The sequence below is a fragment of the uncultured Nitrospira sp. genome (assembly GCA_902500695.1).
Lineage (GTDB): Bacteria > Nitrospirota > Nitrospiria > Nitrospirales > UBA8639 > Nitrospira_E.
In genome coordinates, this window is the sequence record CABVRQ010000056.1 from 1 (window position 1) to 24,754 (window position 24,754).

Genomic DNA, 24,754 nt, shown 5'->3' on the forward strand with positions numbered 1-24,754 from the left:
CCAATGAACAGGGAGACTATTGGTTCAAAACCATTGTGCCCGGCTTTTACCCCATCGACCTGGAGGCCGGACTGTATCGCCCTTCCCACCTACACTTTCAACTGTTACCTCCAGGGCAGCCGAAACTCGTCACACAGCTCTATTTCCGGGGCGACCAAATCCCCAACAATGAACTGAACCAGAAATTACTCCCAATGGATGTGGTTATTCTGGATGCCGGGCTCACAACAATAGACCTGGAGAGGGTGATAGTGGACTATGCGCCGGACACATTGGGAGAAAGGTCGGATGGCTTGGTCGGTCATTACGACTTTATGGTTCCCAACTAGTAGGAAATCCAGTTTTTCTGAACACGCAATTTAGTGCAAGCCGGACTAGATCCGGTCGGGAAAGTTGGAAATAATCCCATCGACTCCCAGCTGCTTCATTCGGGCAATATCTTCAGGCTCATCAACCGTATAGACGAACACCTTAAAATCTTGCTCCTGAAACGCCTTTAGAAGCGAAGGCGTCACAGCATCCAACGCCACTCCCACATGGGTCGCTTGAGCGGCGGTGGCAAAGGCCGTGTAAGGTATAGGCACGTTTTCGATTAACGCCAAGGTGAAAGCGTCTCCTAACAACCTTCTCACCGGTAACAGTTCCTCATGAAAAAATGAGGCATACATCACTGTCCCCTGAAAGTCAGCCGCCTTCACCAAAGCGCAGACGTCAGCGGCGATACCCCTCACCTTTAGCTCAATCATCGCCCCTGTCCGTCCATTGAGACACGAGAGAGCTTCTTCAAGGAGCGGAATCCTTTCACCCCCTCCGGCATCCAATTCCCGCAGAAACCTTAGCGACAAATTCTCAATCCTTCCCTCCCCGTTTGTCGTCCGGTCGACTAAATCATCATGAAGGAGTACCAGGGCCCCATCTGCCGTTCGCCGGACATCAAATTCGACCATATCGACACCCAATGTGACCGCCATTTCCAGAGCAATAAGCGTATTCTCCGGCGCATGCCCCGCTGCACCCCGATGTCCGATCCGAAGAAGATTCCTTACCCGATTAGTTGACCTTGTCATATGTATGCAATTTCCTCTGGACTAGAATTCCGATAAGTAACAGTGGTCCCATTACGCATGAGTGAGGATGATGCCGAGTGCGACCAGAACGCCGGCTCCCATGGCCGCCAGACTGTAAGGACGTTCTTCCCGCTCGGCCAAGGGCAGAAGATGCGTGGCTCCCACATAGACAAATGCCCCGGCTGAAACCGCCAGCAGCGCACCCAGGAATGACTCATTGATCTGATGAATCATGGGGATTGCCAACAATGTCCCAATCGGTGTGGTGAGAGCCGCAGCCACAAAGGCCAATAGCCATGCCTTTTTCGGAGTGAACCCGCTGCGAAGTAACAGCACATAGGTGACGATCCCTTCCGGAAACTCATGCAAGACCATGCCGATACCCGCTAACGTTCCGGTTAAGACACTCACGCTAAACGTGATGGCATAGACTACGCCATCCAGCGTCGAATGCAGACCGATCCCGAGCAAAGGAATCAGTCCAATGGCGGTGTCGGGAGTACTATCGCAGACATAGGCATGAATGAATCGGTTGATTAGGTGAAAGGCCAGATAGCCTGCCAATAAATACAGTGGGGCCTGCTCGTTCATGTGGAAAGCGTGAGGAATGATATGGAGAAAGGCCACCGAGATCAGCACACCTGCCGCGAAACAGGAAAAATAGGTGGCATTGTGTTGTCCCCACGTTCCAAACCGACGAATGACATAGAGACCTGTGGTCGTGACACCGGCCGCAAGGAGACTGGCCAGGATGGCATATCCGTAGTGGGTGTTCATCAGGAAATCGTTTTATGTGTGGAAGGCTTGTAAAAAGATACCTGCCAATATTCTGCAGGCAAAACAAAATAAGGGGAGAATTCTAGTCCTAACACTCAAGAGAAACAATAATTATGAAAATCTCTTGCTTTAATTACAAAAACCTGTTCTATATTTGCCAGCCAATTCACCATAAACTCTATGCTATTCACGAACACAACAAACCCTGGAAGGCAATGTCATCCTGGCTAAAACGAATGATCTCGCTGATACCTGGGGCTTCTCAACCTAGGCACAGATTCTTCGCCGTGCCCGCCCTGAGCGAAGTTGAAGGGGGCTCAGAATAACAAACCGGTCAGGAGCTACTACAAGTACACATCGTTCGTCCACTCTTGGGAGTGGTGAAAACAAACTTTCACAATTCAATCCTGCAAGCGGAAGACTTGATGGCATTTCACGCAGGCGTGGATGGTCTGCTGGAGGTGAGGGAGAATCTGCTTGAGGTCTTTGGTCGGAATCACCGCGCCCATGGCTTCCGCTGCTTGATGATGCGCCATGGCTAGCTTATGGTATTCAGGCGGGAAGATGGCACCCTGCTCACGCTGCATGGCCACATGGTGTTTCGGGAAACCCAGCTCCTCATTGGTCAGGATTGCCGCCTTGGCAAAGTCTTCTTGGGACAGGGCCGCGACAATAGCATCAATGGCTTCAAGGTGCTCCCGCATGGTCAACTTTAAACCCTCTTGCGCCGCCGGAGGAAGATCCAACGCCATCCGATTCATTAACGGGGTTTTCGGCATCTCGTGCTCCAGATTGTGTGTCGCAGAATGATCAGTCTCTGCGACAGAGAATCCAACGCTCGACCATAACATGAAGGCGGCAATGGCGATTCCCCCTCCGATCTTCTCCAGCTTCATCCCTCACTCCGTTTTTATGATCCGGCCGCCAGGGACCGAAACCATTCGATTTAGCGGATTGGCTTGCCAAGTGGCTGCTTGATGCTGACTGCCCCACGCAACTCTCCGACCTGGTAACCGGTGGCTGCATCGAATGGATACCGCTGCTTCAACATCGTTTTGATCGAATCCGGAATGGTCTCAGTCGACCCATGACAGAGCAGACACTTGGGCTGAACCGGAATGGCTTTCATGAACCGATAATATTCTCCATCCGGCTCTGAGACCAACTCTCCATGTCCCATCCCAGCCAACGCTTCCCCTTTTGCGGCTCGCGCAGCAAACCCTTCAAGAACGTGTTGTTCCCACGCATCCGGCATGCCAAGCAAAGGATTCCTTACACGAGTTCCTACGCGGGTCACCCGCCACCCGTTTTCCCGTGACAGGCGGTTGGCGATCTCTGGCGCCAGTTCGGCACAGACCTTGATGGCTTCCACCGGACCCCCTTTGGTCATTTCCCTGATCATCGCCTCACTCAACTCTTGCAGGAACGCCCCAGTGACTTTTTCAGCAGCTTGTTCCCGTTCGCCAGGGTCAGCCGTAACTGGCCCAATGAACAACACGAACCAGGTGACCGCCACACCGAGCAATGTCCTGAACGAAATGAACATATCTTTTGCGATCATGGCCAAGCTCCTCTTCAGATTTATACAGGAGGAACTACATATTCTTCACCAAACGCTTTTTACTGTTTCAAAGAACGGAGATAGGCAAGAAGATCGTTAAATTGCCCTTCCGTTATTGCATCTTTAAAGCTGACCATAGAGGTGCCGGGGCGACCGTTCATGATGACGTCTTTGAGTTCATCGTCTGACTTAGACTGGGTTTTCTGACTGGTTAAATTGGCGGGAGGAGGATTTGTGTATCCGGCAATCGCACCATCACCCTTCCCGTTCAATCCATGACAATGCCCGCAAGTTTGCCGAAACAACGTTTGACCTTTTTCGACATCCCCCCCACCGGCAAGAGCCAGGTTTGTCATGACCATTATTAACGCGAGCCCTAGGCCCAATATCGAAAAACTCCTCATATGGTTTCTTTGTTTCATCCAACTGAAGCACTTGTTCATCTGCCACCCTCCTATGGATATCTGTTATGGTTATTTGAACGTCATCATGTACGTCGTGATTGCATAGATATCCTTCTCCGGAAGCGAAGGATTGGGAATATAGGCTCCACTTCCCGGAACAAAGTCATCAGGGTTCAGATTGAAGCGATAGACCCAATCGGCCTGGAGACGATTCCCCATATTCACGAAAGAGGTGCTGGACGTCCCGCCCGTATAGCCACGCGGGTTGTCCGCCGGCGTCCAATGGCAATTTTGACAGACATGCTCACGGTAGAGTTGCTCCCCCCTGGCCAGCTCTGCCGATGTGCCCGGTTTCATCAAGCCTTCGGTGATTCTCACATCCTTCAAGGTGCTCAAGAAATCAGCAACCTTTTCCGCTTCCCCGGGTAAGAGCGCAAGATGGCGCCCCTTACGTTTGAACTTGAAATCGTAACCGACCGGGTAGAGTTTTTCCTTCGGATTTTGGAGCCAGACCACTAACCAGTCTCGTTGATATTTATTACCCGCCCAGATCAAGTCCGGCGCTTGTTTTGTGGAGCGCGGCATTGGCGAACCATGAATTCGATGACAACCCACACAGGTCGATTGTACGATGCCTTCTCCCTCATTCGTGAGATCGGCTGCCCTTGCTGGCACCAAAAAGCCTACAAGTATCCAGACAAGGAGAACGGCCCCATTGATGAACCCGGATGTCGTTCGACAATCTATCCCAAAGACACTCACCCCCATCACCTGCCTTTCATCTGCCCCGTACCATTTAGTGCTTCATCATGCCCCGACCATTGTGCCTTCCGCCTCCCTGAGGACCTCCCCCTCCGCCATGTGATCCTCCGGAAAAGCTTTGCTCATATTGCATCACTGTCCAGATCTCTTCATCCGAAAGCATTCCACCAAAGGGAATCATCCCCGTCCCCGGCGATCCGTATTTAATCACCCAAAAAATTTCCCCTTCAGCCCGATGCTTCCAAAACCCATGTGACCGGAACACCCGAGGCGGAGGATTGAGTGTCGCCGCACCTGGGCCATCGCCGCGTCCACTCACCCCGTGACAATTGATACACGTGCCCTTGCCCTCATAAATCGTCTTGCCTTTTTCGACGGTTTCCGGTGAGGACGGCAACGGGCTCTTCAGGGCTTTGGCTTCAGCCAGCTTGTCCGCCGGGACGCGCGGCATCATCATCTGTTGATGTCCATGTTCTTGTGCCGCCACCGGCGATCCACTCACCGCCAGCGCCAGGACAAATCCACTTGTCCATTGAACTGTCTGTCTCATTATGCCTCCTTCTGTCTTTCCTTCTGTATATCCTGCAACCACACGTGGCATATGCCAACTCCTTCCTTTGCCCGCCGGTCAAGTCGAGACTGTTCTGCCTACATCGATGATACCGGTTCAATGATTCCACAGGCATCACGGGCACCCCCGGCACATCCCGGATTGAGTTCGCTATCCTGATCACAATAGAGATCTTCGTTCGTGTGAATAATGAACGCACTGCCATCATCATCAAACACGCTTAACCGGCCATCCGATAAGGCAACCCTGGTGGTCACCGCATTGAGTTTTCCGACTCCGTTGACAACCGTCATATTCACCAAATCCCCCATGTGAAAGGGATGATTGAAGTCCGGTGCGTCAGGCGTGGACTTGCCAAAAGGCCCTGGATCATGATGGCCTTTTGCAGCCCCGCATGGTTGACAGCTTGCGACCTCGTGAATATGGACTGCATGCTTGCCATCCTTTAATCCGTCCACCTCCATCTGGACATACAGTTTTTTAATCCCTTCTTCAGATTCAAATTCTTTGAGAGTGGCAGTTCCCGAAATGGCCGGGTCCGTACAGCCTTGAATCGTCGCGTTGGCCGTTTTCGATATGTTGTGACTCCCATAGTGACTACAACCTGACAGGACAGCCACCATCAGAGCGGCAAACCCTGTCATCTGACATATTCTGAAGTGGTTTTTTTGCATGATGTCCCTCCTTACATATCTATATATGAAAAAGAGATGAAGTCCTTTCACCCGATCGCGTGTCTTCTTATGAACATAGATCCGCCATTATGTTCTTCCAAACGTTCGGAGATAGGAAATGATCTGCCAGGCCTCCTTATCCGTAATATACTGCGGCATATAGGCCACCATATCGGTACCATGACTCCCATGAATCAGAACCCAGAACAGCTCCCCATCACTTCTGGCTGCCTGCCAGGCGGCATCCGCAAAATTGGTCGGCAACTTGATATCAGGAGGAAAAGTTCGACCCGCGGTCGGAGCCCCTGTCCCCTCGTATCCATGGCAAAAGGCGCACCAACCCTTGCCTTCATATAATTTTTTTCCGCTCGCAATAAATTCCTCTGTGGGGGAGAAGGGATTGGTAAAGGATAGGGCCTGTTCCATGCGATCGGATGGGATCCGGGGCTGGAGATCCCCGGCGCTTCCCGCCCAAACCGAAGCACAGGCCAAGGAAACGATTGTGACGATGATCCAGGCTTTCGATTGAATTTTTTGCCTCAATATTCGCATCAGGACTGTCTCCTTGTTTAGTAATATAGATTCGGCTCCTGCCCTGTTTCTGTATGTCGTTCCAAATTACGTGCCAATATAAAAGTGGTTATTTTTCTACTGTTTTCAATTTCCAATCATGGAAGTGAGGCAATTTGCACCACTCCTTAGACCACGTAGATGGACAAATTCCCCCAACCCTGTGTCGTGTGGTGTGAGGCACAATCGGTGCGACACTGAAAGGGAACCTCTCCTATCCGTCCAGCAATGATCTTTTTTTAAAGGAAGCGGTTTGGCTTTACAGGACAGACCTATTACCGGAAAGGCTAGTCCCCTGGAACCGAAGGCAAAAACCAGAGAAGGCCGAAAACCATGTGTTGATGTAAAGGTGAGAAATATTGCTGGATGCCACAATGACTCAGCAGAATTGTGGTACCTACCTGGAAGACTCCAGAGAATGAGTCGATACGGGCTTGATCATGCCAGAACCAAGCCTTTGCCTATATTGGGGAAAGCAGAGGTGGAAGTTTTTACAACAATTTCCCGTCTGATTCGTCCTTGGGCGCATCTAAGGCCTGGAGTTCCAGCCCTTCAATTTCCTGCATGGTTTTTCCGGCGATGCCTTGAAGGTCTCCATACATGCCCACCGTCGCCATCATCACCCGATCAATTTGTTCTTCACGTTTAGCCCATTGCTTCATGATGACTTTCCGCTCCTTATCAAGGTCTTCCTTCATCGAGGAAAACCCCTCCACGATCGCTTGCACCCTTTGCCGGAAACGCGGACCCATCAAATACTGATACACCATCTCCATTTTGGTTTGCTGCCCTTCCGAGGCCTGACGAGCGCCAGCCACCTCCATGAGGGTATTACGCATGGCAATGGCCAGGGGCAGGGCGACTTTGGGATGGGTGACCCAGACCCCGTCGATGAATTCGAAGGTATCCACATCTTTGGGTAAGGCCTGGCTCACCATGATCGCGATTTCAGCTTTGGCCTGCCGCTGATCCTCGCGTAACTTGATGAGCCAGCCATCACTCCAGTTTTTGGTTCTCTTCGATTCCCACAAGATGGTTCCGCAGGCTTGGCCGAATGAGCTGGCGACCCGGTGCAGCACATCGCCGCCATGCTCGCCTTTTGCCACGGGTTGAATCTGATCCAGTGGAAACTTCGAGGTAAGCATCGCTTCGAGTTCGAGCTCCTGCACTTCGCCCTGAAGTTGTTGGGATCCCTGTTCAGCCCGACGCTTGAGTTCTTCAATTTGTTTTTGCATGGAAGCGATGGTCTGCTCTTTCTCCATGACTTTAAATTTGAGCCCTTCTTCGGCTTCTTTTTTTGCCTGATCCCGCGTGGCGGTGAGTCCTTCCTGTACGCGCTTTTCTATGGTGAGATCCAATTCGCGTTTGGCGTCATCCAGTTCCCGTTGCTTACGGAGCAGATCGGCTTGGACTTTTTGTGCTTCCGCAAGCTTTTCATCCTTTTGCTTAAGAATATCTTGAATTTCACGTATTTCTTTAGATTTCTGATCAAGATCATTTGACAGTGCCAGCCTGGCTTTCCTGGCTTCTTCTGTAGCGATTTTGTTCCGCTCAAGCTTAAGTTTGTCGGCGACTTGCTCTTCAAACGTCTCTTGGGATTTGGCGAGTAAAGTCTCACGCTCACGCAAAACGGCATCACGTTTGGCCGCATCAGCATCCTTTTGAGCAAGTCGTTGCTCAAAGTCCCGTTTAGTGGCTTCGAGAAGAGGTGCCGCAAGCGATTCAGTCAGCTTGATTTCCGTTTTGCACTGAGGACAGGTAATCGTAGGTTCGGTCATAGGATTGTTTTTTGATCTCCATTCAATAATAAAAATCTCATTCGTGCGACCAGGCCATGATTAGTTCTCTAAAGATTATTTCGCCACAACTTTATCCAGACGGGCTTCAACCTGCCGAAACAGGTCCAAAGCAAATTGATCACGTTGGGAACCCGAACATTCGCCATAGGCTTTTGACGAGGCGAACCGCGGGCGATCGAGCCGGAAGATTTGCTTCTGCTGTAAGCCTTTCAAATCATGGCGCTCTAAATCAATGGGTTGCAACATAACCGGGATAACCGGCTTGCCTCCACCCTTCATAAATTTAGGAAGTTCGTGATCCTGAATGTATTGTGACCCGAGAAACGCAGGGCTGACCAGGACCAATCCCACGTCGCACTCTCCTATGGCCTGTTGAATTTCTTCATGCCATTTTTCGCCAACCAGAATATCGTTATCCCGCCAAAAGGTGTAATGGTACTGCTTGGAAGGAGCGGCTTGCTCTTTAAATTTTTTCAAAAATCGTGCGGCTAGGTCCCGGTTGGCCCTAGCATAGGATATAAAGACCATGATCTTCTTTTTCATAACTGAATGGTAGAGATTTGGCTCATTCGCACATCATCGTAGCCAACCCCTCTGAAAATGTACAGGAATTTGAGGTACTTCCAATTTTTGGGGAACATGTGCACGGGAACCTACATTCGGAGGTAATTCCAGGGAACATGACGGTGCCCTACCAAGCCAAAAAAAAAGACACCCTGAGATAAATCGGTTAAAACTGAGGTAAACTCTCCCCAAACCGAGCACGGCCTCGGCAATATTGCGACAATGCTATGGCCCTGGCGTCCAAACATCCCAACTGGTGTTGTAAAAAATTCGATGATGCAACAGCTCACTCATAAGCTTTAAAATATGAGCGACAGTTTAAAGATTCATCATCCTGATGGCTCTCATAGGGATGAGTCGTATTTTTGATCTGGTCGATTAATGAATGTTTGATTTTTAACTAAGGAGGATGTGTTATGGGGTTGAAAGAGGTATATCAACAAAAGATAGAAACCCAGCTTACCGACTGGGAGTCTACTGTTCAGGAATATTCGATCAAAATTAAGGAATTAAAGACCAAGGCAGAAACACTGGAAGGACAGGCCAAACTAGAATGTCATGAACGGCTCGGTGTCCTGGAGGATAAGATTAAAGGCCTTCAGACCAAACTCGAATCTGGCAAGCATGAGTATGAGAAAGTAAAGGCCGCGAGCGAAGAAGCTTGGGAAGACGTGAAGGTGGGGACTGAACAAGCATGGGACAATGTGAAATCTGGCGTCGAGAGTGGATGGTCTAGCCTGAAGGAAGCCATGGACAAGGCTACATCCAAATTAAAATAAAACCAAAAGGTATTTCTTCTATCATGGAAATTCCTGTGCTACACGCAACGAATGAAAGAAGGGTTCAATATGGCTGATTGAAACAGGGCGTGTCCTTTCGGATCACCCGCATGTTGAAATCGCCCAACAAGGATTGGCAATACACTCCTCGTGAAGCAGGAATCCTACAAGAATCGAGGTGGTTCAGGCATTTCAACGAATCTGTCTACCAAAACAAGGTAGGACCGGGCCGTCAATCGGTTCATTGAAATTTTCGGGTAGATAACAGACGAAATCAGGCTTACGTAAAGTGCGCAAACGTCAGCCCAAGACCGCAATGATTGCTGATGGACGAAGCCTCCAGCCTGCCTCCTTTGCCAAACATGAGAGGGATATCTGTGATGTCGTGTTCTAAAAGATAGGTTCCGAAGGCCCCCTCCTGAGCCAGGAGACTTGCGCGACATTGATGGGCGACCGTGAGTGCGGCTCGAGTAAGAATACTCGTCTCACCCACCTGCGCCCCAATGATTATGGGAATGCCGGCTTCCCTCACTTGCTTCGCCACGCGCAGAGATCTCAATAATCCACCCATTTTGGAGATACGAATATTGATGATCCAGGATTGAGGATCGGATTGCACCTTTGAGAATTGGTCTGCGCGCAAAAAACTCTCATCCAAAATAACCGGAAGCCCCGATTGTCGGTTGAGCCTTCGGCATCCTTCATAATCGCCGACCTGCAAGGGCTCTTCAATCGCTAGAAATGGAAAATGAAGGGCCTCAAGATAGGCCACAACTTCTTCCGGATTCTTCCAAAGATTGTTGGCATCTAGCCGGATACGCAGATGCTCTAAGCCCAGCCCTTTGAGAATATCGATTTTATGTTGATCGTCTTCAAGACAACCGGAGACCTTCACCTTGAAATCCACAAAACCCAAGGCCAAAAATTGCGTCGCCTGCTTTTGAAAGGTGATCAATCTGTCGGTCCCCAAGACCGCGGAGTAGTGAAATGATCCCGCGACTTCGAATAGGCCTAAGAGAGCTTCGAGAGACTGTCCTGATTCTTGTCCCCAGAGATCCAACAGTGCCAACTCCACCGCACACCAGGCGGCAGGGTTCGCATCAATACGTTTGACGTTGTCAGCCATCCAGGTGCGCAGATCTTCCAGCCCTTGCAAATTTTCCCATGACGGACGATTGGTCTCAAAAAAAACTTGTGCAGTCTTCAACGTTTCTCCCGTTACGTACGACCGGGGACACCCCTCCCCTAAACCGATCAGTCCTTGGGAATTTGTCGCCTTCACCAACACACTTTCCGTGCAGGCACGCGTCGCAGTCGCATGCGTGAAAACCTGGTTAAAAGGAATCTCCAACATTGTCTGGGACAAGTGCATAAGGGACATCAGAATGGATTTCTCCTGTATTTCATGAATTCAAACAAGCAGTCTTTGGCATATTGCAACTTCAGGACTTTAAATTGAGAGTCCCGCTGCCCTTGTTGGATACAATGAGCCTTATACGCTTCCCCCGTTCCCGGCTCAAGATTCACCACCCGTACCGCTTCCAGCCTCCCACTTTGGCGTTTGGCCTGATACTCCACATTGCACCTGGCGAGCTCTTTTTCGAATTTGTCCCGTTCAAACCATTCCAGCGATGATTGCTCAACATAGAGGGTATATTGTCTGACAAAAGGATCAGCCAGCATGACATAAAAGTCCACTGTGGCCCGGTACCTGTTCTGTACGGCTTCCATCGCCTCTATCACATGATATTCATAGAGTTTCTCGCCGGTAATATTGGTAACCCCTTTTCCCTTTTGGATAAACGCGATGGTCGGAGTGTGATGATAACGGCCTGTCACTTCAACAAGATCATTCATGAAATAGCGATAGAGACCATTAGCCGTGGTGACCACCACATAGTATTTTTGCCCTTCTTCCAATTGCTCAACGGTCACGGTGTGCCGACGGTCGGCTTCCCAATCTGCTTGAGACACAAACTCAAAAAAGTTTTCCTGGATGGCAGGCACGCATCGATTCGTGTGTGGATCGACATTCACGCTGCCCACACATTCACTCGAGAGATAACCCATCTCGATAATAGCGGTCTCGGGAGCCAGGCTCGCCCTCAGTTTAGGTACCAGGACCCCGCAACTGCCTCCCATCCAGGTCACGACGGCCTTGAGATGTGGCCACAGTTCTTCCACGGTCATTCGGTCTTCATGCCCAATGAAAGCCTGCAATTGGCTCAATCTTTGCCGGGAAATCAGGGGAAGGGGAACATGGCCTTCCCGAGATCCTGAACTTTGGGAAGCCAATATCTCCACCAGCTGCGGGAAATGGAGACGCCCAATTTCCCATAATTTCAAAAAAGTGGAAGGATTCGCCGTGGCCACCACCGACAGATCGGGCTCTGCCAAGGCACTGGCGGCCAAATAGACATATTTTTCCTGGTAATCTTTAACCTCAGGAAGCCATTTCGGGAGAAACATCTTCTGCTGAAGGACAGCCGGCAAGGCAGCGGTCAACAACCCTGACATCGAGCCGTAACTGGTGCCAGTAGCCAAATACCCTTCCACTTCAAGTCCGGCAATGACCAGCATCTTGCCGTCGAATATCGAAGGAACAGCCTGGTACTGCGCATAGGTACTGAGCCACTGATAATGACGCAAGGCCTCCCGGGTTTGGTGAAGCACAGGTATCAATTTTGGTTTCCCGGTGGTTCCGCTCGTCAGGGCATAGGTCAGCGGCTGCTCCCCATTCAGCCTCGCTTCTTTGCGGGCTTCTTGATCCTCGATGGGCAGACGGAGATCCTCGTAGGTGTGAATCGGCACTTCCTGACGAAATTCCCGTGAGCCTTTCAGTACATGGAACCGATGGGTCTGCCCAAAGACGGTAGACGCTTGGGCTTGTAAGATGCGTTTTAAGACCAAATCCTGGACCGCCTGTGGCCGGTGCAACTGGTCCATAAACGAATCCCACCACCGACGCCTGCAGATCACCATCTGCGCGTGCAGCTCCGCGTTCAGTAATAGATGGGCGGACTTCATGAGGCAATCGTTTGCTTATCAACCCCCGGAACAAACGGGGTGGTCATTTGTTTCCAGAAAGACATCGGATAGCTCCGATTCAACAGTCCGAGATTCTCGACCTGACGCTCGTCCGGCAAATACCGGGTTCCAAATACCCAATCCCACACAATCAAATTGTTGCCATAATTATGGTTTGACTCTTCTTTCCATTGGGAATGATGCCAACGGTGCAACTCGGGCCCGCTTACCACATAGTTCAGCCAGCCGAGCCGCAGGTCAATATTGCTATGCTGGAAAAAGCCGTTGATGGCGTAACACACCACATACAGCGCCAACACTTTTTCCTCCACACCAATCATCAAAAATGGCAGAGAATCGAGCACGAATTGCAGCCCTTTATCGATCGGATGAAACCGTCCCACGTTCAGCCAATAGAGTTTATGGGGTGAATGATGGACGGCATGAACTCGCCAAAGCGTTTCCCACTCGTGCGCCCATCGATGCAACCAATAGCGCAATCCATCCGCGACCACCATCATCAACACCATCTGACCCGCAACGGGCCAATGATGAGGCCACCAGACTCCCATCGACCACTCATGCACACGCAGCCAATCCAGCAGTGTCAGAGACACGGCAAAGGCTAAGACCAGCGGGAGCACACCTTGGATGAAGGCCATAAAGATGGCGTCCTGTCCCATATCGCGCTTGTCCGCCCACCAGGTTTGACGACATGGGATTTGCCATTCCAGACCGGAAATCATGAGAGCCCCCAGCACCACCGGCAGATAGGTTGCGAGTTGAAGATGCATGCCCATCTGCTGCATGACCACATGGAACAGAATTCCCAGACCCAGCACACCGGGGTACACTCCGTAACGGACCAGAGTGCTCACGCCTTCGCCTCATGGTGAATGAGTTTGGATGGGTAGGCGGCCAAGGCGTGATACCAACCATACACCAACATAAAAATGGCAAGCACAAAATGAAATATAGTAGGGAGAACGGCCCCAAACCAAAAATGATCCGGAGCCACTGTCAGGCCAATCAGTAAACGAATACCCATCACCGCCAGATAGAGTCCACACAGATAAAGAAGGATTCGGCCTTTTTTCGGGACGGCCACCTCCATCCCCTTAAACATCCGCCACACAATCCGCAGACAGACCCACAGAATCGCAACTTGAAACAACAACAACATCGGGTACGATAAGGCTCCGCTCTGCCAGGCCTCGAATGATGGAAGAAACGCGACCGGATGCCAGACTTGAATCAATTGGGCTACGACTCTAAACATAAAGAGTCCGGTCAACATGAATAAAACCAGGGCATACCATTTGGCCGGGTTTTGGGTGTTTCCATCTACAGACATAGCTCACTCTCTGTATCGGTTAGTTTGATATCGAACTTATAGGGTCTTCCACCAGGAATCGATGTCAGACAAACCTTCCGGTCATGACGCAATAGGCCCTTAAGACTTCCTTTTGCCCCTGTCGATTCCTCTCTTCACATAGGGTGTTTTTCATGTCAGGATTGAGAAGATTTTGTGACCCTGGCATTCAAAAGGCCATGCCAAAAACGTATTTACTCATAGGCAATTCCGATGGAATTGGAGCGGCCGTTACTCGAGCCCTGTTGGCTCAAGGAGATCGAGTCGTGGGTCTTTCCCGAAGTCCTAGTCCACTTGGTGGGGATGGGCCTCGACATATTGCGCAAGACATCGCCGCTCCCGAGTATCCTCAGGTCCTACAAGTTCTTCTTGCCGAAGAAGAGCCTTTTGACGCTTGCATATTTTGCGCGGCCATCGGCTCGCGGTTGACACTGCCTGACCTCTCACAAGAAGGCCACGTCATTGACGTGAATTTCACGTCGATGGTGCGAACCCTGGCCGCCCTCACCCCCGGCTGGCTTGAGCGAGGACGGGGGCACTTTATCGGCCTGTCAAGTCTCGCCGATGATTTTTACAACGCCGACTCCCCTTCCTATACGGCATCGAAAGCCGGTTTCAGCAACTATTTGGTTTCAATGGCCTTAAAGCTCCGTTCGCATGGTGTGTTCGTGACCAATATTCGCTTTGGCTTTGTGGATACGAAGCTGCCCAAGGCGTCTTGGAAGCCACTAATGATGACCGCCGATCAAGCCGCAGGCCATATTATCCAATGCTTGAAAACAAAACCCATGCAACTGAGCGTCCCCAAATTAGCAGGCCTGGCCATTCATGGTATCCGTTGGATGCAGTCAATTCGAATATGGTGGTCTTGAAAAATGGCTTGAACCATTTCCAAGATTTGATACAGTCCTTTATTGCAGATCACAAGTCACGTCACCTCATGACACTCCGTGCTCACCATTTCCTGAAAGGAGCCTATTCCCATGACCGGAACCCACCATTCCGAATCTGATGATGCCGAAATCGTCGCACACTTGGGCCCCTTAGCTTCCTTAGCGGGAATCTGGGAAGGCGATCAGGGAACCGACATCGCCCATTCCCATCAGAGTGCCCGAGAAACACATTTCCGGGAACGCATCACATTCACGCCCCTTGGCCCTGTGGTTAACGGACGACAAGTTCTCTATGGACTTCGATATTCCACGGTGGCCTGGCCGCTGATTCAAGAACAGCCGTTTCACGAAGAAGTGGGCTATTGGTTATGGGATGCCGAGAGAAAACTGGTGATCCGGTGCTTTATGGTCCCCAGAGGCGTGGCGGTGAATGCCGGAGGCACGGCTGAAGCTGACGCAAAAGAATTTCACTTGGCCGCTGACGTCGGGTCCGCGGTGTACGGCATTCTTTCCAATCCCTTTTTAGATGAAGTCATGAAAACCGTTCGCTATGAATTAACCGTAACCATTCATGAACCCTGGAAGTTCAGCTATAAGGAAGATACCCAATTGCAGATTGCGGGGCGCCAGGAAATATTTCACCACACTGATCTCAACACACTGACACGCGTCTAACATCATTGACGCGTATTTATAATTATTAAAAAAAACATGCTTCCTGCTTGCATCGAAAGAAATACCTTCCGATCGGGATTACGTCATTTAATCCCTTAACTTACTCTCCCATCCCCACATTCTTAATCCATTTCAAACAACCGGAATGCCTATTCCCAAAGCTTGTTGTGAAACCAGGACTTATCTTTTGGACAAAATCCGGATTTACCTAACAAAATTATCCCTACTGTCCGGACCCAATCGTTCATTACCATTCAAGTAATTCATCGTCTCTTCTGAAATAATGCTCTGCTCTGGGCTGTCTTCTGTCATTTCCAAAGGGTAGAAAGAAGGGCGTGAATAGACAATATTATTTTATTAATTTGCGTGCTCAATGAAGGAGGCTGCCAGTGAAAAGATATGGAATTATTACCGCCGTTATTCTTCTCATCAGTTGTGCATTCGCCACGTCTGGTATGGCTCAAGGCAATGTAAAAACCAATGATTTTTGTCAACAACATGCCAATCTGTGGGACAGTGAAGGGAGAATCACGCTAGAGGGGCATAATCAGTTATATCTTCAGCACCCGGACTGGTGGTTTGATTCCAAAAATAATATATGGCGAGAATGGCCCTCAGAAAAAACTCATTGGACCCTCGAGGAACATCAACATCTGAACACTGATGGACCGGACTGGTGGTTTGATTCCAAAAGTAAAGAATGGAAAGAATGGCCTACCAATCAACGGGATTCCTTAGAATGCCATAAAAAAATCTATTTAAGTGGCCCCCAATGGTGGTTTGACTCAAAAAATAAAGAATGGAAACGGTGGCCGAAATAACGCTGGGATGTTGAACATCCAGTAAGCTGCAAAACCTTTGATCACCTCCAATATCTCGCGTGGCCCGAATTGGAAATGGCTCACACCATTGATCAATTCGGGCCGTTCTCCCAAAACAATCAGGCAAATTACACGTCCCAGCCTAAGATCAACGGAAAATGTCTACCCCTGTCATTTAATTCAGGCACCGCCATTCGGACAAAAGCTCAATATTGGATTGCATTTAGACATGCAATCATGAGACACGAGTTCCCGCTCACCTCCCTCAAACCGGGGCATGACGTTTCCACGAAGGAAGGCATGGACCTGCAGATCCCCGGTGGTTCAAATCCATCCCAAAAACCGGATCAGAAATCCCTGCCATGCGTTCACCTTCACTGGCCACAAGACGGAGACCCACGATCTTTTTTGCTTGAACCATCGGAGGCCCCTTTCCTCTCACCTCCAGCATTCCGCCGAAAACGGCAGGTGAATGCTGAATGATTTGGAGAAAACGGGATCAAATAATGGCTGGTCCTTTCTTTTCTCCAGGGTCAATGAACTGTTTTTTCTCCCAGTCATACACCCACACCTCGCCCGTCCCGATGGAATAGACCCATCCATGCAGACGCAAATTTCCCCGACGCAACCCCGTTGCGACCGCCGGATGCGTTTTAAGATGATCGAGCTGAACCAACACATTTTCCCGTATAGTGGCGGCAAACAACTCATCTCCCTGCAAATGCGCGTACAGATCCTTCATAATTCGCACCGTGGTCTCGGCATGTTGTAGCCACGCTTTGACAGCAGGAAGCTCCTGAAGTTTCTCCTGATGCAACAAGGCTCCCATGGCACCGCAATCCGTATGTCCGCACACGATAATATCTTTAACTTGAAGGACAGAGATCCCATATTCAATTGAGGCCGTACTTCCCCCGATGGCCGCGCCATAGGTCGGAATTAAATTCCCCGCATTACGAATAATAAACAAATCCCCCGGTTCGGTTTGCGTAAGTAATGCGGGATCGATCCGTGAATCCGAGCAGGTCACAAATACGGCTCTTGGTTTTTGATGACCGGACAACCCGGTGAATAACTCTTTCTTTTTTAAAAACACCTCTTTCTGGAACTTGATCAACCCTTTCAATAAATTTTCCATTGGCTCTCCCTGCTAAAAGATTTCCCTAATGACCTTTTGTCGCCCATTGGCCTTTCACGGTCTGGCTGGGGTACATTGCTACCACCATTGCCTAAACCCAATAGCGTCCTATGTCTGTTCTCACGTAACCATTTTATATGACAAGAGACGTATAGTCCTCTTTGATTCTTGCCTCATGACACAACCAATTTCCAATCCCGACCATTTTCGAGCCACGCTCCTGACCCTCAAGGACGAATTGCTGGCCGTATCCTCCACCGCCCAGGAAGCCGCCCAACCAGTGGAACTGGACCAAACGACGATCGGGCGCGTTTCACGCATGGATGCCCTGCAACAACAAGCCATGGCTCAAGCTGCTCAACAACGGCGACACATCCAACTGCAGCGGATCGAATCAGCCCTCCAACGTCTCGAAAACGGCAAATTCGGCTGGTGTCTGAGGTGCGAGGAAGAAATTTCCAGAAAACGGTTGGTCGTGGATCCCACCGCTCCCCTCTGTATCGCTTGTGCCGATGGAAGGAATCGATAATTGTCACAGGCCTTGTACATCGACCCGTCCCGCACCGGAATCAACGAATGAACGCGGAGTACAGGCCCACTCCTTGTTCATCCTGAATCCTCACGCAGGGGACATATCGCTATTTCTCATGACTGCCCACTGTGCTTCAAACCGGAATCCACATTAGTGGGAAACGACCGGTGTCGGCCATACTTCTCCTGCGGACACTGTCGGCTCATTTTCGTTCCGCCCGCCTATTACGTCTCACCCAACGAGGAAAAAGAACAGTACGACCACCATGAGAACTGTTCTGAAGACCCGGGCTATCGAAAATTTTTAAACCAGTTAGCCGAACCACTCCACAAACGCCTGAGTCCTCATAGTTCCGGATTGGATTTTGGGGCTGGTCCGGGTCCAACCCTCTCTCTCATGCTTCAAGAGTCCGGACATACCATGTCGATTTACGACCCCTTTTATGCGTACAATCCTGCTGTCCTGGAACAAACCTATGATTTCATCACAGCCACGGAAGTGGCCGAACATCTGCACCATCCCGGACAGGAATTTGACCGGTTATGGGCACGACTGAAGGCTGATGGCCTATTGGGAATCATGACTCAACTGGCGCCACCCGATCGACCGTTTCTGGATTGGTATTACCTCAAAGATCCAACGCATGTCTGCTTTTTTTCACACGCGACCTGGGAATGGCTGAACTCACGATGGGGAGGGGAAATCATCTATTTGCACAAGAACGTCGTCTTGTTTCGTAAATCGTCTGACTCCCAACCCGTATAGATTCTCGCTCGCTCCAGACGTTGCCTATGCCCTCAGACATCGATATCGCCATCATCGGGGCAGGAGCAGCAGGGCTGGCAGCCGCCATTTTTGCTGCGGAGACAAACCCCAATCTTTCCATAACTCTTTTGGACGGCGCCAAAACCATCGGGGCCAAAATTCTGGTCTCCGGTGGGGGACGATGTAACGTCACCAATCAACGTGTCACCGCTTCCGATTTTCACGGGAACAGAAAGTTGATTGAACGGATCCTTCGCCGCTTCGACGAACAGGCCACCGTTCGATGGTTTGACTCTTTGGGAGTCCCGTTACAGACCGAAGCCACCGGCAAACTGTTTCCCGTAAGTAACAAAGCCCGAACAGTCCTCGATGGGCTCCTCAGGCGGTGCGAGGCACTGGGCATTTCTCTTTTGACTCAGCACCTCGTTCGGGACCTGACCAGGGAAAGAGAGGAATTCTTGATCCAACATTCCCAGGGAACGCTTCGGGCCAAACGAGTCATTCTCGCGACTGGTGGCCGGTCTCTCCCCAAAACCGGATCCGATGGATCAGGTTGGGGATTGGCCCAACGGTTGGAACATACCGTCACCGCCACCTATCCTGCCTTGGTGCCCTTGCTCCTTGAGTCCTCGTTTTTCCATGCGGAGCTTTCAGGCATTTCCCATAATGTCACACTCACAACTATCGTAGCCGGAAAATCCATCGATCGTCGCACCGGCAGCTTATTGTGGACACATTTCGGCATCAGTGGACCGGTGGTTTTGGATACCAGCCGGGTTTGGGTTCGCGCGGCCGCGCAAGGAGAGGCTGTCCGTCTTCATCTCGATTGCTTCCCTCACCGCTCCAACCAGGATGTGGAAAATTGGCTAATTCAGGCAGCTTCCCTTCCCGGACGAAAACTCGTCCTCACGCTGTTAGCGGAACATTTACCCACGCGTGTGGCCACCATGCTGGCGAATATCCAAAAACCTCCTCTTTCTGACACTCCGGTTAATCTCCTGTCCAAAGAGGCTCGCCGGAATCTGGTCCAGACACTCACGAACCTTGTTCTTCCCGTCATCGGATCACGCGGATGGAACTTTGCCGAAGTCACGGCCGGAGGGGTCCCTCTTGAAGAAATATCCCCTCATTCCATGGGCTCCCGACACATGCCTGGGCTCTATGTGATTGGAGAAATGCTAGACTGCGATGGCCGCATCGGCGGGTTTAACTTTCAATGGGCCTGGGCGACAGGGTATGTGACCGGATGCCATGCGGCCTTGGATATCATGAAACAACCGGCAGTAGAGGAAGGGTGATGAGTCAGTATATTTTCGACAACAAATCTGAAGACCGTGAATATCGACGGTTACAATTGGTTGAAGCCGCGAACGATCCGACGACCATCAGCCTGTTGGAGGAAACAGGAATCCAACCAGGGTGGCATTGTCTGGAGCTTGGTGCAGGGGCCGGATCCATATTGCGGTGGCTGAGAAATCAGGTGGGACCGACGGGACTAGTTGTGGGCGTCGACAAGAAAACCACGTATCTTCACCATGATGATGCTCCGCATGTTCAAATTTACCAGGGCTCCTTTCTTAATGTTCCATTAGAACAATCCTTTGATCTCCTTCATTGCCGGTATGTCCTGATTCATAATCAAGAAGCGAAAGCAATGCTGAAAAAATTGTGCTCTCTTCTTAAGCCAGGAGGCTGGGCGATCTTCGAAGAACCGGACTTCACCTCGGCAACATTGCCGGACCAGGGGCAAGGGACGCCGCAAGGAAGAGTGAACCGAGCCATTTGCCGGATGTTCAGCAATGTTGGATTAGATCCGGCCTATGCTCTCCGGCTTCCACACACACTGCAAGAATCAGGATTTCATATCGTCAGGGTTCAATCTCTCATGCATCTGTGTCCTGGAAATTCGCCAATGGCTCAGGTGATGGCGGAATCGGCTCTGGTCCTCGAACAGGAATATTTAAGGACCGGGTTATGCTCACCCGAAGACATTCAACAGTATGTCAGACTCTCACAGAACTCCACCCATTGGTCCCTGTACCATTCCACCACCTCCGTGATTGCACGTAAGCTCACGATGTGATCCCACCCACATTTCTCTCTTCAAGCCATATCACAACGAACTCAAAATTTTGGAGAACCTATTTACCCAACGGGAAGGGACTCGAATTCATTTTCTCCGGCTTTTTAGGCTGCTCCATACAACCAATATGTCTACGATGGGTGCGAAGTGAATCTTCAGTAGACATCTCCATTGAACCTCTCTTCTCCCTGTTCATAAAAACTATAATCAGCGTTTCCATGTTTCCTATTAATTTTCAGGGCTGTTATCCAAGACAGGGCCACATTCCCATAGCAGCCCATCAGGGCACACTCGTTGCAGGATATTGATGGTTATTAATGCTTCATACATTACGGAAGGCTTCAGCTGCTTTTTTGGCGGAGAGATTTCATTGGACTTCATACGAGGCTTCAAGGAGGATTCCCAATGAACACGAGTTATGTACCGGGCACTACCAAACGAACCGCAGGAATGTTTTCCGGCCAGAGCTATCGGGGCGGAGTACTGGTCGTTGATGATGAAGCCGCCATTCGCAAAGTTGTTCGAATGGTCCTGGAAAAAGAAGGCTACTACGTGGCGGACGCGGAAGATGGTGAGGAAGCTATCCGCATCCTCAACGAAGGAGAACATCCAATGGTCATTGATGTCATTATCACGGATATTCGGATGCCCAATATCAATGGCATAGAAGCCATAAAACATTTTCAACGTGAATACCCCAGCGTGTCGTTGATCGTTCTAACCGGGTTTCCCGATATCGATCTGGCCACACAGCTCATGAAACAAGGAATTACCGATTATTTGGTCAAGCCGGTCGATCGGAAAAAATTACACACCGCCGTGGCCGATGCCATAGCAGCACGACATCTCAACTGGTTTGCTTGAGGTTGTTCTTTCTTTATTTTGGATGGTCTCAAGGAAAAGATTTCCACTCGCTTCTCTGGACAGAGACAGAAATTCGAGGATGGGGCTTTTTGGCATAGCTCCTCCTGTTTATTCTTTTGCGCTTTTAGCTTTATCCTCCCCGAACATTCGGGCATAATGTGGTATTATCTGTTCTGAACATTATGACGTTCCTAGACCACTTTTTTGCAACCCTCCCGATTTTTCTCCCAATTTTACTTGTCCTCGCACTGGTCAGCTCAGGTTTATGGTTTGCTCATTGGTTTTTCTTTCGCCGCAATGGAGGGCTGAAAGAGGAAGATCGATTTTCCGCCCGTGTGGGGATGTTGTTGCTGGTGGGCGTCGGGATTGTGCTCATTCTCCTGGCCCTTCCTCTCGACAAAGAAACTCACAAAGAACTTTTCCAGCTCTTGGCGCTGTTGATCACAGCAGTCATTACTCTTTCTTCTACGACCTTCGTCTCGAATGCCTTGGCAGGCCTTATGTTGCGAGGCATGCAAAGTTTTCGGTTGGGCGATTTTCTTCGCGTGGAGAATCAATTCGGGCGGGTCACAGAACGAGGCTTGTTTCACACGGAAATACAAACAGAAGAACGCGACCTCACGACTCTTCCCAACTTATTTTTAGTGTCTCACCCGATTACGGTACTTCGTTCCTCCGGCACGATTGTCTCCGCCACGGTGTCGTTAGGCTATGATATTTCCCACAAGACCATTGAAAAACTGTTAGCTGAAGCCGCTCTCGCCGCGAATCTCAAAGACCCGTTCGTCCACATCATGGAGCTTGGGGATTACTCCGTAACCTATCGAGTATCTGGATTTTTAGAAGAAGTCAAACAATTGCTCAGTGCACGGTCAAAGCTTCGCGGGAAAATGCTCACGACCCTACATGATGCCGGAATCGAAATTGTCTCTCCCGTGGTCATGAATCAACGCCGGCTGGCGGATGGTCTTCGAGTCTTGCCACCCCAATCTTCAGAATTGCCGTATGGAGAAGAAAACGCGGAGGAGAGTAACCCTGAATCCCTGATCTTTGACAAAGCCGACGCGATGGCACAAATAGAGGCGTTAAAAGAGCAGCGTGAAGCGATTCGAGAGGAAATCGCTGTCTTGGAGGGTCAAGCCAAATCAAAGAAAGAACACATCGGCCCCTGGATTGAACAACGGATTACGCGCATTCGACAAGAAGAAGAGCGCTTGTCCCTCCTGATTCAACAAGCCGAATCAGCAAAAATTGAGTAAGCTCACCAGAAATGTCTCAGCACCAGTAATCATTTCAGGGATTCAATACTTTCTCTGATCAGCTATGGTCAGGTTCACTTATCCTCTTCAGATGTTTTAAGTTCCTTCGCTACTGTTTTAAAATAGGCCAAAAGATCCCGCACCGATATAATTCCAACGATTTCTCCATTTTCCCCCGTGACGGCCAAGTGGCGTATTTTTCGATCGGCCATGAGATCCCGTGCATAATGGACGGACATATTCCGGGCTACGGTTATGATCGGGCTGGACATCAGTTCCTTCACTTTCAAGCGTTCAACTTGGCCAGGTTGTTCAGCTACCGCGCGCACCACATCCGATTCGGTGACAATTCCAGAAAATCCAGAATCATGTTTCACCAACAGGGAACTCATCCGCTTGTTAACCATGAGTGTGGCGGCCTCCTGAATGCTCGCATCCTCAGTCACGAAACTCAGATCCCGTGTCATGAATTGCCCAATCGTGGCCATGTCATTTCCCTCCCTCTTTAAAATTGGAAAAGCCTATTGTGGAGGAAATTCCAGAAAATATCCAGATTGAACACATTCTCGTTTTCCATCAACCTTCAACTGTAACAAGGGCCCCCCCCCTCATCGCCTTAACGGATTTTACCCTCGTTTTTCTTTAACCCACAGGCACGGGCAACTCCATCACGATAGCGAAGCCAAAGATCCAACGTGCGTTGTATCGCGGCCAGAATTTTATGTTGATGGGACCGAGTGCCAGCATAGTGAACCACCATCGCATACGCATCATGACGATGACCGGTCTCAACCATTTGATGGGCTCGAATGAGATCCATGGCTTGGGGTGATGCCCCCTGATGCCGAACCAGCGGATGATGTTTAATCTTTTCGTGAATATGACGGCGAGTTTTCGATTTGGCGGGATGGAGGAGTTCCTCACGATCATTAACGCTACCTTCGACAAATATCGTCAAGACGGCTGCACCCAACACCCAATCCGAACTATTGGAAACCCCATCCAACCATGCTCGATAGCGCTGTGTAGCAGGCAACAACTGAATCTTCTCAAATTCGCGTGAGCGAAACCCTAACCCCTCCATCATTTCCATAAAGAGTTCAGGATGTGAAGTCCCCAAGGACAGCCTTCCGGTATCTTCCTCGTAAATATTTTCGGCTAACATTTTTCGGACTTCTAACGGAGGATTTTGCCCATGAATGCGCGCCAGGAATACTGGGAAGTCGCGAACATATGACACATACTCCTGTTGGAAATGAATTTTGAGCTGCGGTTTGGACATGGATGGCCCGACAAACTGCGGCCAGGCCCAATGATGCTTTTGATCCATGATATCCAGCAATTGCAGGCGGAATTTTGCTGAAGATAGTTTTTTAATGGACATACCCTCCCTCTGGTTAATGATGTGGGGATTTGCCATTCAATCAATGTCCAGATTGAATTCAACTATTTCATAACCATTCGGATTTCAAGCGCTGATCTAAAGTCTCTCATTTTTTGGGGATTGATAACCACAAATTCAACCGTTGGAAAATGATATCCGGTTCCTAGGGAGTTCTGTCCCAAACATTCAGAATAGCAGGATGGGTCAAGTACGCAACCACGCTTGAGAAATTAAGGATTACCTGGAACGCACACGCATCACTTTCATTACCAAAACAAATACTAACTACCAAAACCCTATCATATTTAATATCATTGGCCCACATCATTTTTCTTTCCAAATAAAGTGAATTCAACGACATAACATACTTGAAAAAGCAAAAAAGGAAACCAAATCTGAAAATTTTAGCCAGT

At 49.9% G+C, this 24,754-nt stretch carries 29 protein-coding genes; 11 read left to right on the forward strand and 18 right to left on the reverse strand.

What is annotated here, in order from left to right; all coding sequences use genetic code 11:
* Window positions 1-329, forward strand: a 329-nt coding sequence (locus AAH187_RS13510; protein WP_342348987.1) for a hypothetical protein, incomplete at its 5' end; no start/stop codon positions are given.
* Between the two features lie 45 nt (window positions 330-374).
* On the opposite strand, the gene AAH187_RS13515 is transcribed toward AAH187_RS13510, so the two are convergent.
* The 11 genes from AAH187_RS13515 to AAH187_RS13565 form a co-directional block, all read right to left on the reverse strand.
* Complete coding sequence (locus tag AAH187_RS13515; protein ID WP_342348988.1) at window positions 375-1,067, reverse strand: glycerophosphodiester phosphodiesterase family protein; 693 nt, start codon at window positions 1,065-1,067, stop codon at window positions 375-377.
* Window positions 1,068-1,118: 51 nt separating this feature from the next.
* The gene (locus AAH187_RS13520) at window positions 1,119-1,844 is read right to left on the reverse strand and encodes a ZIP family metal transporter (protein WP_342348989.1); all 726 of its coding nucleotides are present in this window, start codon (window positions 1,842-1,844) and stop codon (window positions 1,119-1,121) included.
* A 401-nt stretch (window positions 1,845-2,245) separates the two neighbouring features.
* Complete coding sequence (locus AAH187_RS13525; protein WP_342348990.1) at window positions 2,246-2,740, reverse strand: hypothetical protein; 495 nt, start codon at window positions 2,738-2,740, stop codon at window positions 2,246-2,248.
* Between the two features lie 50 nt (window positions 2,741-2,790).
* On the reverse strand, window positions 2,791-3,405 hold the full coding sequence (locus tag AAH187_RS13530; RefSeq protein ID WP_342348991.1) for a DUF3365 domain-containing protein: 615 nt from the start codon (window positions 3,403-3,405) through the stop codon (window positions 2,791-2,793).
* A gap of 59 nt (window positions 3,406-3,464) precedes the next feature.
* Window positions 3,465-3,848 carry a cytochrome c gene (locus AAH187_RS13535; protein ID WP_342348992.1) on the reverse strand — a complete coding sequence of 128 codons (384 nt, stop codon included), beginning with the start codon at window positions 3,846-3,848 and terminating at the stop codon, window positions 3,465-3,467.
* Window positions 3,849-3,878: 30 nt separating this feature from the next.
* Complete coding sequence (locus tag AAH187_RS13540) at window positions 3,879-4,577, reverse strand: c-type cytochrome (RefSeq protein WP_342348993.1); 699 nt, start codon at window positions 4,575-4,577, stop codon at window positions 3,879-3,881.
* A gap of 28 nt (window positions 4,578-4,605) precedes the next feature.
* Window positions 4,606-5,121 (reverse strand): cytochrome c, encoded by a 516-nt coding sequence (locus AAH187_RS13545; protein ID WP_342348994.1) that lies wholly within the window; start codon window positions 5,119-5,121, stop codon window positions 4,606-4,608.
* Between the two features lie 98 nt (window positions 5,122-5,219).
* A complete protein-coding gene (locus AAH187_RS13550; RefSeq protein WP_342348995.1) occupies window positions 5,220-5,816 on the reverse strand; it encodes a superoxide dismutase family protein in 597 nt (198 codons plus the stop codon).
* 87 nt (window positions 5,817-5,903) lie between these two features.
* Entirely contained in the window at window positions 5,904-6,368 is a 465-nt protein-coding gene (locus AAH187_RS13555; protein ID WP_342348996.1) for a cytochrome c, read from the reverse strand.
* Between the two features lie 509 nt (window positions 6,369-6,877).
* Window positions 6,878-8,164 carry a DUF2130 domain-containing protein gene (locus tag AAH187_RS13560; protein ID WP_342348997.1) on the reverse strand — a complete coding sequence of 429 codons (1,287 nt, stop codon included), beginning with the start codon at window positions 8,162-8,164 and terminating at the stop codon, window positions 6,878-6,880.
* Window positions 8,165-8,239: 75 nt separating this feature from the next.
* On the reverse strand, window positions 8,240-8,713 hold the full coding sequence (locus AAH187_RS13565; protein ID WP_342348998.1) for a toll/interleukin-1 receptor domain-containing protein: 474 nt from the start codon (window positions 8,711-8,713) through the stop codon (window positions 8,240-8,242).
* A gap of 452 nt (window positions 8,714-9,165) precedes the next feature.
* Between AAH187_RS13565 and AAH187_RS13570 the strand changes: the two genes are divergently transcribed.
* Window positions 9,166-9,528 carry a hypothetical protein gene (locus tag AAH187_RS13570; RefSeq protein WP_342348999.1) on the forward strand — a complete coding sequence of 121 codons (363 nt, stop codon included), beginning with the start codon at window positions 9,166-9,168 and terminating at the stop codon, window positions 9,526-9,528.
* Window positions 9,529-9,808: 280 nt separating this feature from the next.
* Here AAH187_RS13570 and AAH187_RS13575 read toward each other — a convergent pair whose 3' ends face one another.
* From AAH187_RS13575 to AAH187_RS13590, 4 genes are read right to left on the reverse strand one after another with little or no spacing between them, the layout of a single operon-like run.
* Complete coding sequence (locus AAH187_RS13575) at window positions 9,809-10,909, reverse strand: enolase C-terminal domain-like protein (RefSeq protein ID WP_342349000.1); 1,101 nt, start codon at window positions 10,907-10,909, stop codon at window positions 9,809-9,811.
* The gene (locus AAH187_RS13580) at window positions 10,909-12,555 is read right to left on the reverse strand and encodes a GH3 auxin-responsive promoter family protein (protein ID WP_342349001.1); all 1,647 of its coding nucleotides are present in this window, start codon (window positions 12,553-12,555) and stop codon (window positions 10,909-10,911) included. Before AAH187_RS13580 ends, AAH187_RS13575 begins: the two co-directional genes overlap by 1 nt.
* Window positions 12,552-13,433, reverse strand: a complete 882-nt coding sequence (locus tag AAH187_RS13585) for a sterol desaturase family protein (RefSeq protein ID WP_342349002.1) — start codon at window positions 13,431-13,433, stop codon at window positions 12,552-12,554. Before AAH187_RS13585 ends, AAH187_RS13580 begins: the two co-directional genes overlap by 4 nt.
* Window positions 13,430-13,909, reverse strand: a complete 480-nt coding sequence (locus tag AAH187_RS13590) for a hypothetical protein (protein ID WP_342349003.1) — start codon at window positions 13,907-13,909, stop codon at window positions 13,430-13,432. Before AAH187_RS13590 ends, AAH187_RS13585 begins: the two co-directional genes overlap by 4 nt.
* Before the next feature lie 152 nt (window positions 13,910-14,061).
* Between AAH187_RS13590 and AAH187_RS13595 the strand changes: the two genes are divergently transcribed.
* The 3 genes from AAH187_RS13595 (at window position 14,062) to AAH187_RS13605 (ending at window position 16,316) form a co-directional block, all read left to right on the forward strand.
* Window positions 14,062-14,799, forward strand: coding sequence for an SDR family NAD(P)-dependent oxidoreductase (locus AAH187_RS13595; RefSeq protein ID WP_342349004.1), 738 nt, complete (start codon window positions 14,062-14,064; stop codon window positions 14,797-14,799).
* 111 nt (window positions 14,800-14,910) lie between these two features.
* Window positions 14,911-15,495 carry a heme-binding beta-barrel domain-containing protein gene (locus AAH187_RS13600; protein ID WP_342349005.1) on the forward strand — a complete coding sequence of 195 codons (585 nt, stop codon included), beginning with the start codon at window positions 14,911-14,913 and terminating at the stop codon, window positions 15,493-15,495.
* Between the two features lie 389 nt (window positions 15,496-15,884).
* Complete coding sequence (locus AAH187_RS13605) at window positions 15,885-16,316, forward strand: hypothetical protein (RefSeq protein WP_342349006.1); 432 nt, start codon at window positions 15,885-15,887, stop codon at window positions 16,314-16,316.
* Window positions 16,317-16,815: 499 nt separating this feature from the next.
* Here the strand turns inward: AAH187_RS13605 and AAH187_RS13610 are convergent, their stop codons facing one another.
* A complete protein-coding gene (locus AAH187_RS13610; RefSeq protein WP_342349007.1) occupies window positions 16,816-17,454 on the reverse strand; it encodes a carbonic anhydrase in 639 nt (212 codons plus the stop codon).
* Between the two features lie 175 nt (window positions 17,455-17,629).
* Here AAH187_RS13610 and AAH187_RS13615 point away from each other — a divergent pair, with 175 nt between their 5' ends.
* The 6 genes from AAH187_RS13615 (at window position 17,630) to AAH187_RS13640 (ending at window position 22,957) form a co-directional block, all read left to right on the forward strand.
* Window positions 17,630-17,983, forward strand: coding sequence for a TraR/DksA family transcriptional regulator (locus AAH187_RS13615; RefSeq protein WP_342349008.1), 354 nt, complete (start codon window positions 17,630-17,632; stop codon window positions 17,981-17,983).
* Window positions 17,984-18,139: 156 nt separating this feature from the next.
* The gene (locus AAH187_RS13620) at window positions 18,140-18,751 is read left to right on the forward strand and encodes a class I SAM-dependent methyltransferase (RefSeq protein ID WP_342349009.1); all 612 of its coding nucleotides are present in this window, start codon (window positions 18,140-18,142) and stop codon (window positions 18,749-18,751) included.
* Window positions 18,752-18,777: 26 nt separating this feature from the next.
* Window positions 18,778-20,049 carry an NAD(P)/FAD-dependent oxidoreductase gene (locus AAH187_RS13625; RefSeq protein WP_342349010.1) on the forward strand — a complete coding sequence of 424 codons (1,272 nt, stop codon included), beginning with the start codon at window positions 18,778-18,780 and terminating at the stop codon, window positions 20,047-20,049.
* Entirely contained in the window at window positions 20,049-20,834 is a 786-nt protein-coding gene (locus tag AAH187_RS13630; RefSeq protein ID WP_342349011.1) for a methyltransferase domain-containing protein, read from the forward strand. The genes AAH187_RS13625 and AAH187_RS13630 overlap by 1 nt, the downstream gene beginning before the upstream one ends.
* 405 nt (window positions 20,835-21,239) lie before the next feature.
* Window positions 21,240-21,698, forward strand: coding sequence for a response regulator (locus AAH187_RS13635; RefSeq protein ID WP_342349012.1), 459 nt, complete (start codon window positions 21,240-21,242; stop codon window positions 21,696-21,698).
* A gap of 182 nt (window positions 21,699-21,880) precedes the next feature.
* Complete coding sequence (locus AAH187_RS13640; protein ID WP_342349013.1) at window positions 21,881-22,957, forward strand: mechanosensitive ion channel domain-containing protein; 1,077 nt, start codon at window positions 21,881-21,883, stop codon at window positions 22,955-22,957.
* Between the two features lie 74 nt (window positions 22,958-23,031).
* Here AAH187_RS13640 and AAH187_RS13645 read toward each other — a convergent pair whose 3' ends face one another.
* Both AAH187_RS13645 and AAH187_RS13650 read right to left on the reverse strand, forming a co-directional pair.
* Window positions 23,032-23,445: a CBS domain-containing protein gene (locus AAH187_RS13645; protein WP_342349014.1), complete on the reverse strand. Its 414-nt coding sequence runs from the start codon at window positions 23,443-23,445 to the stop codon at window positions 23,032-23,034.
* A 128-nt stretch (window positions 23,446-23,573) separates the two neighbouring features.
* On the reverse strand, window positions 23,574-24,341 hold the full coding sequence (locus AAH187_RS13650) for an iron-containing redox enzyme family protein (protein WP_342349015.1): 768 nt from the start codon (window positions 24,339-24,341) through the stop codon (window positions 23,574-23,576).
* Between the last annotated feature and the right edge of the window lie 413 nt (window positions 24,342-24,754).

What these genes read in the sequence shown, in the direction of transcription:
- AAH187_RS13515 (WP_342348988.1), bottom strand. Translation starts at nt 1,067, where the DNA reads ATGACAAGGTCAACTAATCGGGTAAGGAATCTTCTTCGGATCGGACAT.
- AAH187_RS13520 (WP_342348989.1), bottom strand. Translation starts at nt 1,844, where the DNA reads ATGAACACCCACTACGGATATGCCATCCTGGCCAGTCTCCTTGCGGCC.
- AAH187_RS13525 (WP_342348990.1), bottom strand. Translation starts at nt 2,740, where the DNA reads ATGAAGCTGGAGAAGATCGGAGGGGGAATCGCCATTGCCGCCTTCATG.
- AAH187_RS13530 (WP_342348991.1), bottom strand. Translation starts at nt 3,405, where the DNA reads ATGATCGCAAAAGATATGTTCATTTCGTTCAGGACATTGCTCGGTGTG.
- AAH187_RS13535 (WP_342348992.1), bottom strand. Translation starts at nt 3,848, where the DNA reads ATGAACAAGTGCTTCAGTTGGATGAAACAAAGAAACCATATGAGGAGT.
- AAH187_RS13540 (WP_342348993.1), bottom strand. Translation starts at nt 4,577, where the DNA reads ATGGGGGTGAGTGTCTTTGGGATAGATTGTCGAACGACATCCGGGTTC.
- AAH187_RS13545 (WP_342348994.1), bottom strand. Translation starts at nt 5,121, where the DNA reads ATGAGACAGACAGTTCAATGGACAAGTGGATTTGTCCTGGCGCTGGCG.
- AAH187_RS13550 (WP_342348995.1), bottom strand. Translation starts at nt 5,816, where the DNA reads ATGCAAAAAAACCACTTCAGAATATGTCAGATGACAGGGTTTGCCGCT.
- AAH187_RS13555 (WP_342348996.1), bottom strand. Translation starts at nt 6,368, where the DNA reads ATGCGAATATTGAGGCAAAAAATTCAATCGAAAGCCTGGATCATCGTC.
- AAH187_RS13560 (WP_342348997.1), bottom strand. Translation starts at nt 8,164, where the DNA reads ATGACCGAACCTACGATTACCTGTCCTCAGTGCAAAACGGAAATCAAG.
- AAH187_RS13565 (WP_342348998.1), bottom strand. Translation starts at nt 8,713, where the DNA reads ATGGTCTTTATATCCTATGCTAGGGCCAACCGGGACCTAGCCGCACGA.
- AAH187_RS13570 (WP_342348999.1), top strand. Translation starts at nt 9,166, where the DNA reads ATGGGGTTGAAAGAGGTATATCAACAAAAGATAGAAACCCAGCTTACC.
- AAH187_RS13575 (WP_342349000.1), bottom strand. Translation starts at nt 10,909, where the DNA reads ATGTCCCTTATGCACTTGTCCCAGACAATGTTGGAGATTCCTTTTAAC.
- AAH187_RS13580 (WP_342349001.1), bottom strand. Translation starts at nt 12,555, where the DNA reads ATGAAGTCCGCCCATCTATTACTGAACGCGGAGCTGCACGCGCAGATG.
- AAH187_RS13590 (WP_342349003.1), bottom strand. Translation starts at nt 13,909, where the DNA reads ATGTCTGTAGATGGAAACACCCAAAACCCGGCCAAATGGTATGCCCTG.
- AAH187_RS13595 (WP_342349004.1), top strand. Translation starts at nt 14,062, where the DNA reads ATGTCAGGATTGAGAAGATTTTGTGACCCTGGCATTCAAAAGGCCATG.
- AAH187_RS13600 (WP_342349005.1), top strand. Translation starts at nt 14,911, where the DNA reads ATGACCGGAACCCACCATTCCGAATCTGATGATGCCGAAATCGTCGCA.
- AAH187_RS13610 (WP_342349007.1), bottom strand. Translation starts at nt 17,454, where the DNA reads ATGGAAAATTTATTGAAAGGGTTGATCAAGTTCCAGAAAGAGGTGTTT.
- AAH187_RS13615 (WP_342349008.1), top strand. Translation starts at nt 17,630, where the DNA reads ATGACACAACCAATTTCCAATCCCGACCATTTTCGAGCCACGCTCCTG.
- AAH187_RS13625 (WP_342349010.1), top strand. Translation starts at nt 18,778, where the DNA reads ATGCCCTCAGACATCGATATCGCCATCATCGGGGCAGGAGCAGCAGGG.
- AAH187_RS13630 (WP_342349011.1), top strand. Translation starts at nt 20,049, where the DNA reads ATGAGTCAGTATATTTTCGACAACAAATCTGAAGACCGTGAATATCGA.
- AAH187_RS13635 (WP_342349012.1), top strand. Translation starts at nt 21,240, where the DNA reads ATGAACACGAGTTATGTACCGGGCACTACCAAACGAACCGCAGGAATG.
- AAH187_RS13640 (WP_342349013.1), top strand. Translation starts at nt 21,881, where the DNA reads ATGACGTTCCTAGACCACTTTTTTGCAACCCTCCCGATTTTTCTCCCA.
- AAH187_RS13645 (WP_342349014.1), bottom strand. Translation starts at nt 23,445, where the DNA reads ATGGCCACGATTGGGCAATTCATGACACGGGATCTGAGTTTCGTGACT.
- AAH187_RS13650 (WP_342349015.1), bottom strand. Translation starts at nt 24,341, where the DNA reads ATGTCCATTAAAAAACTATCTTCAGCAAAATTCCGCCTGCAATTGCTG.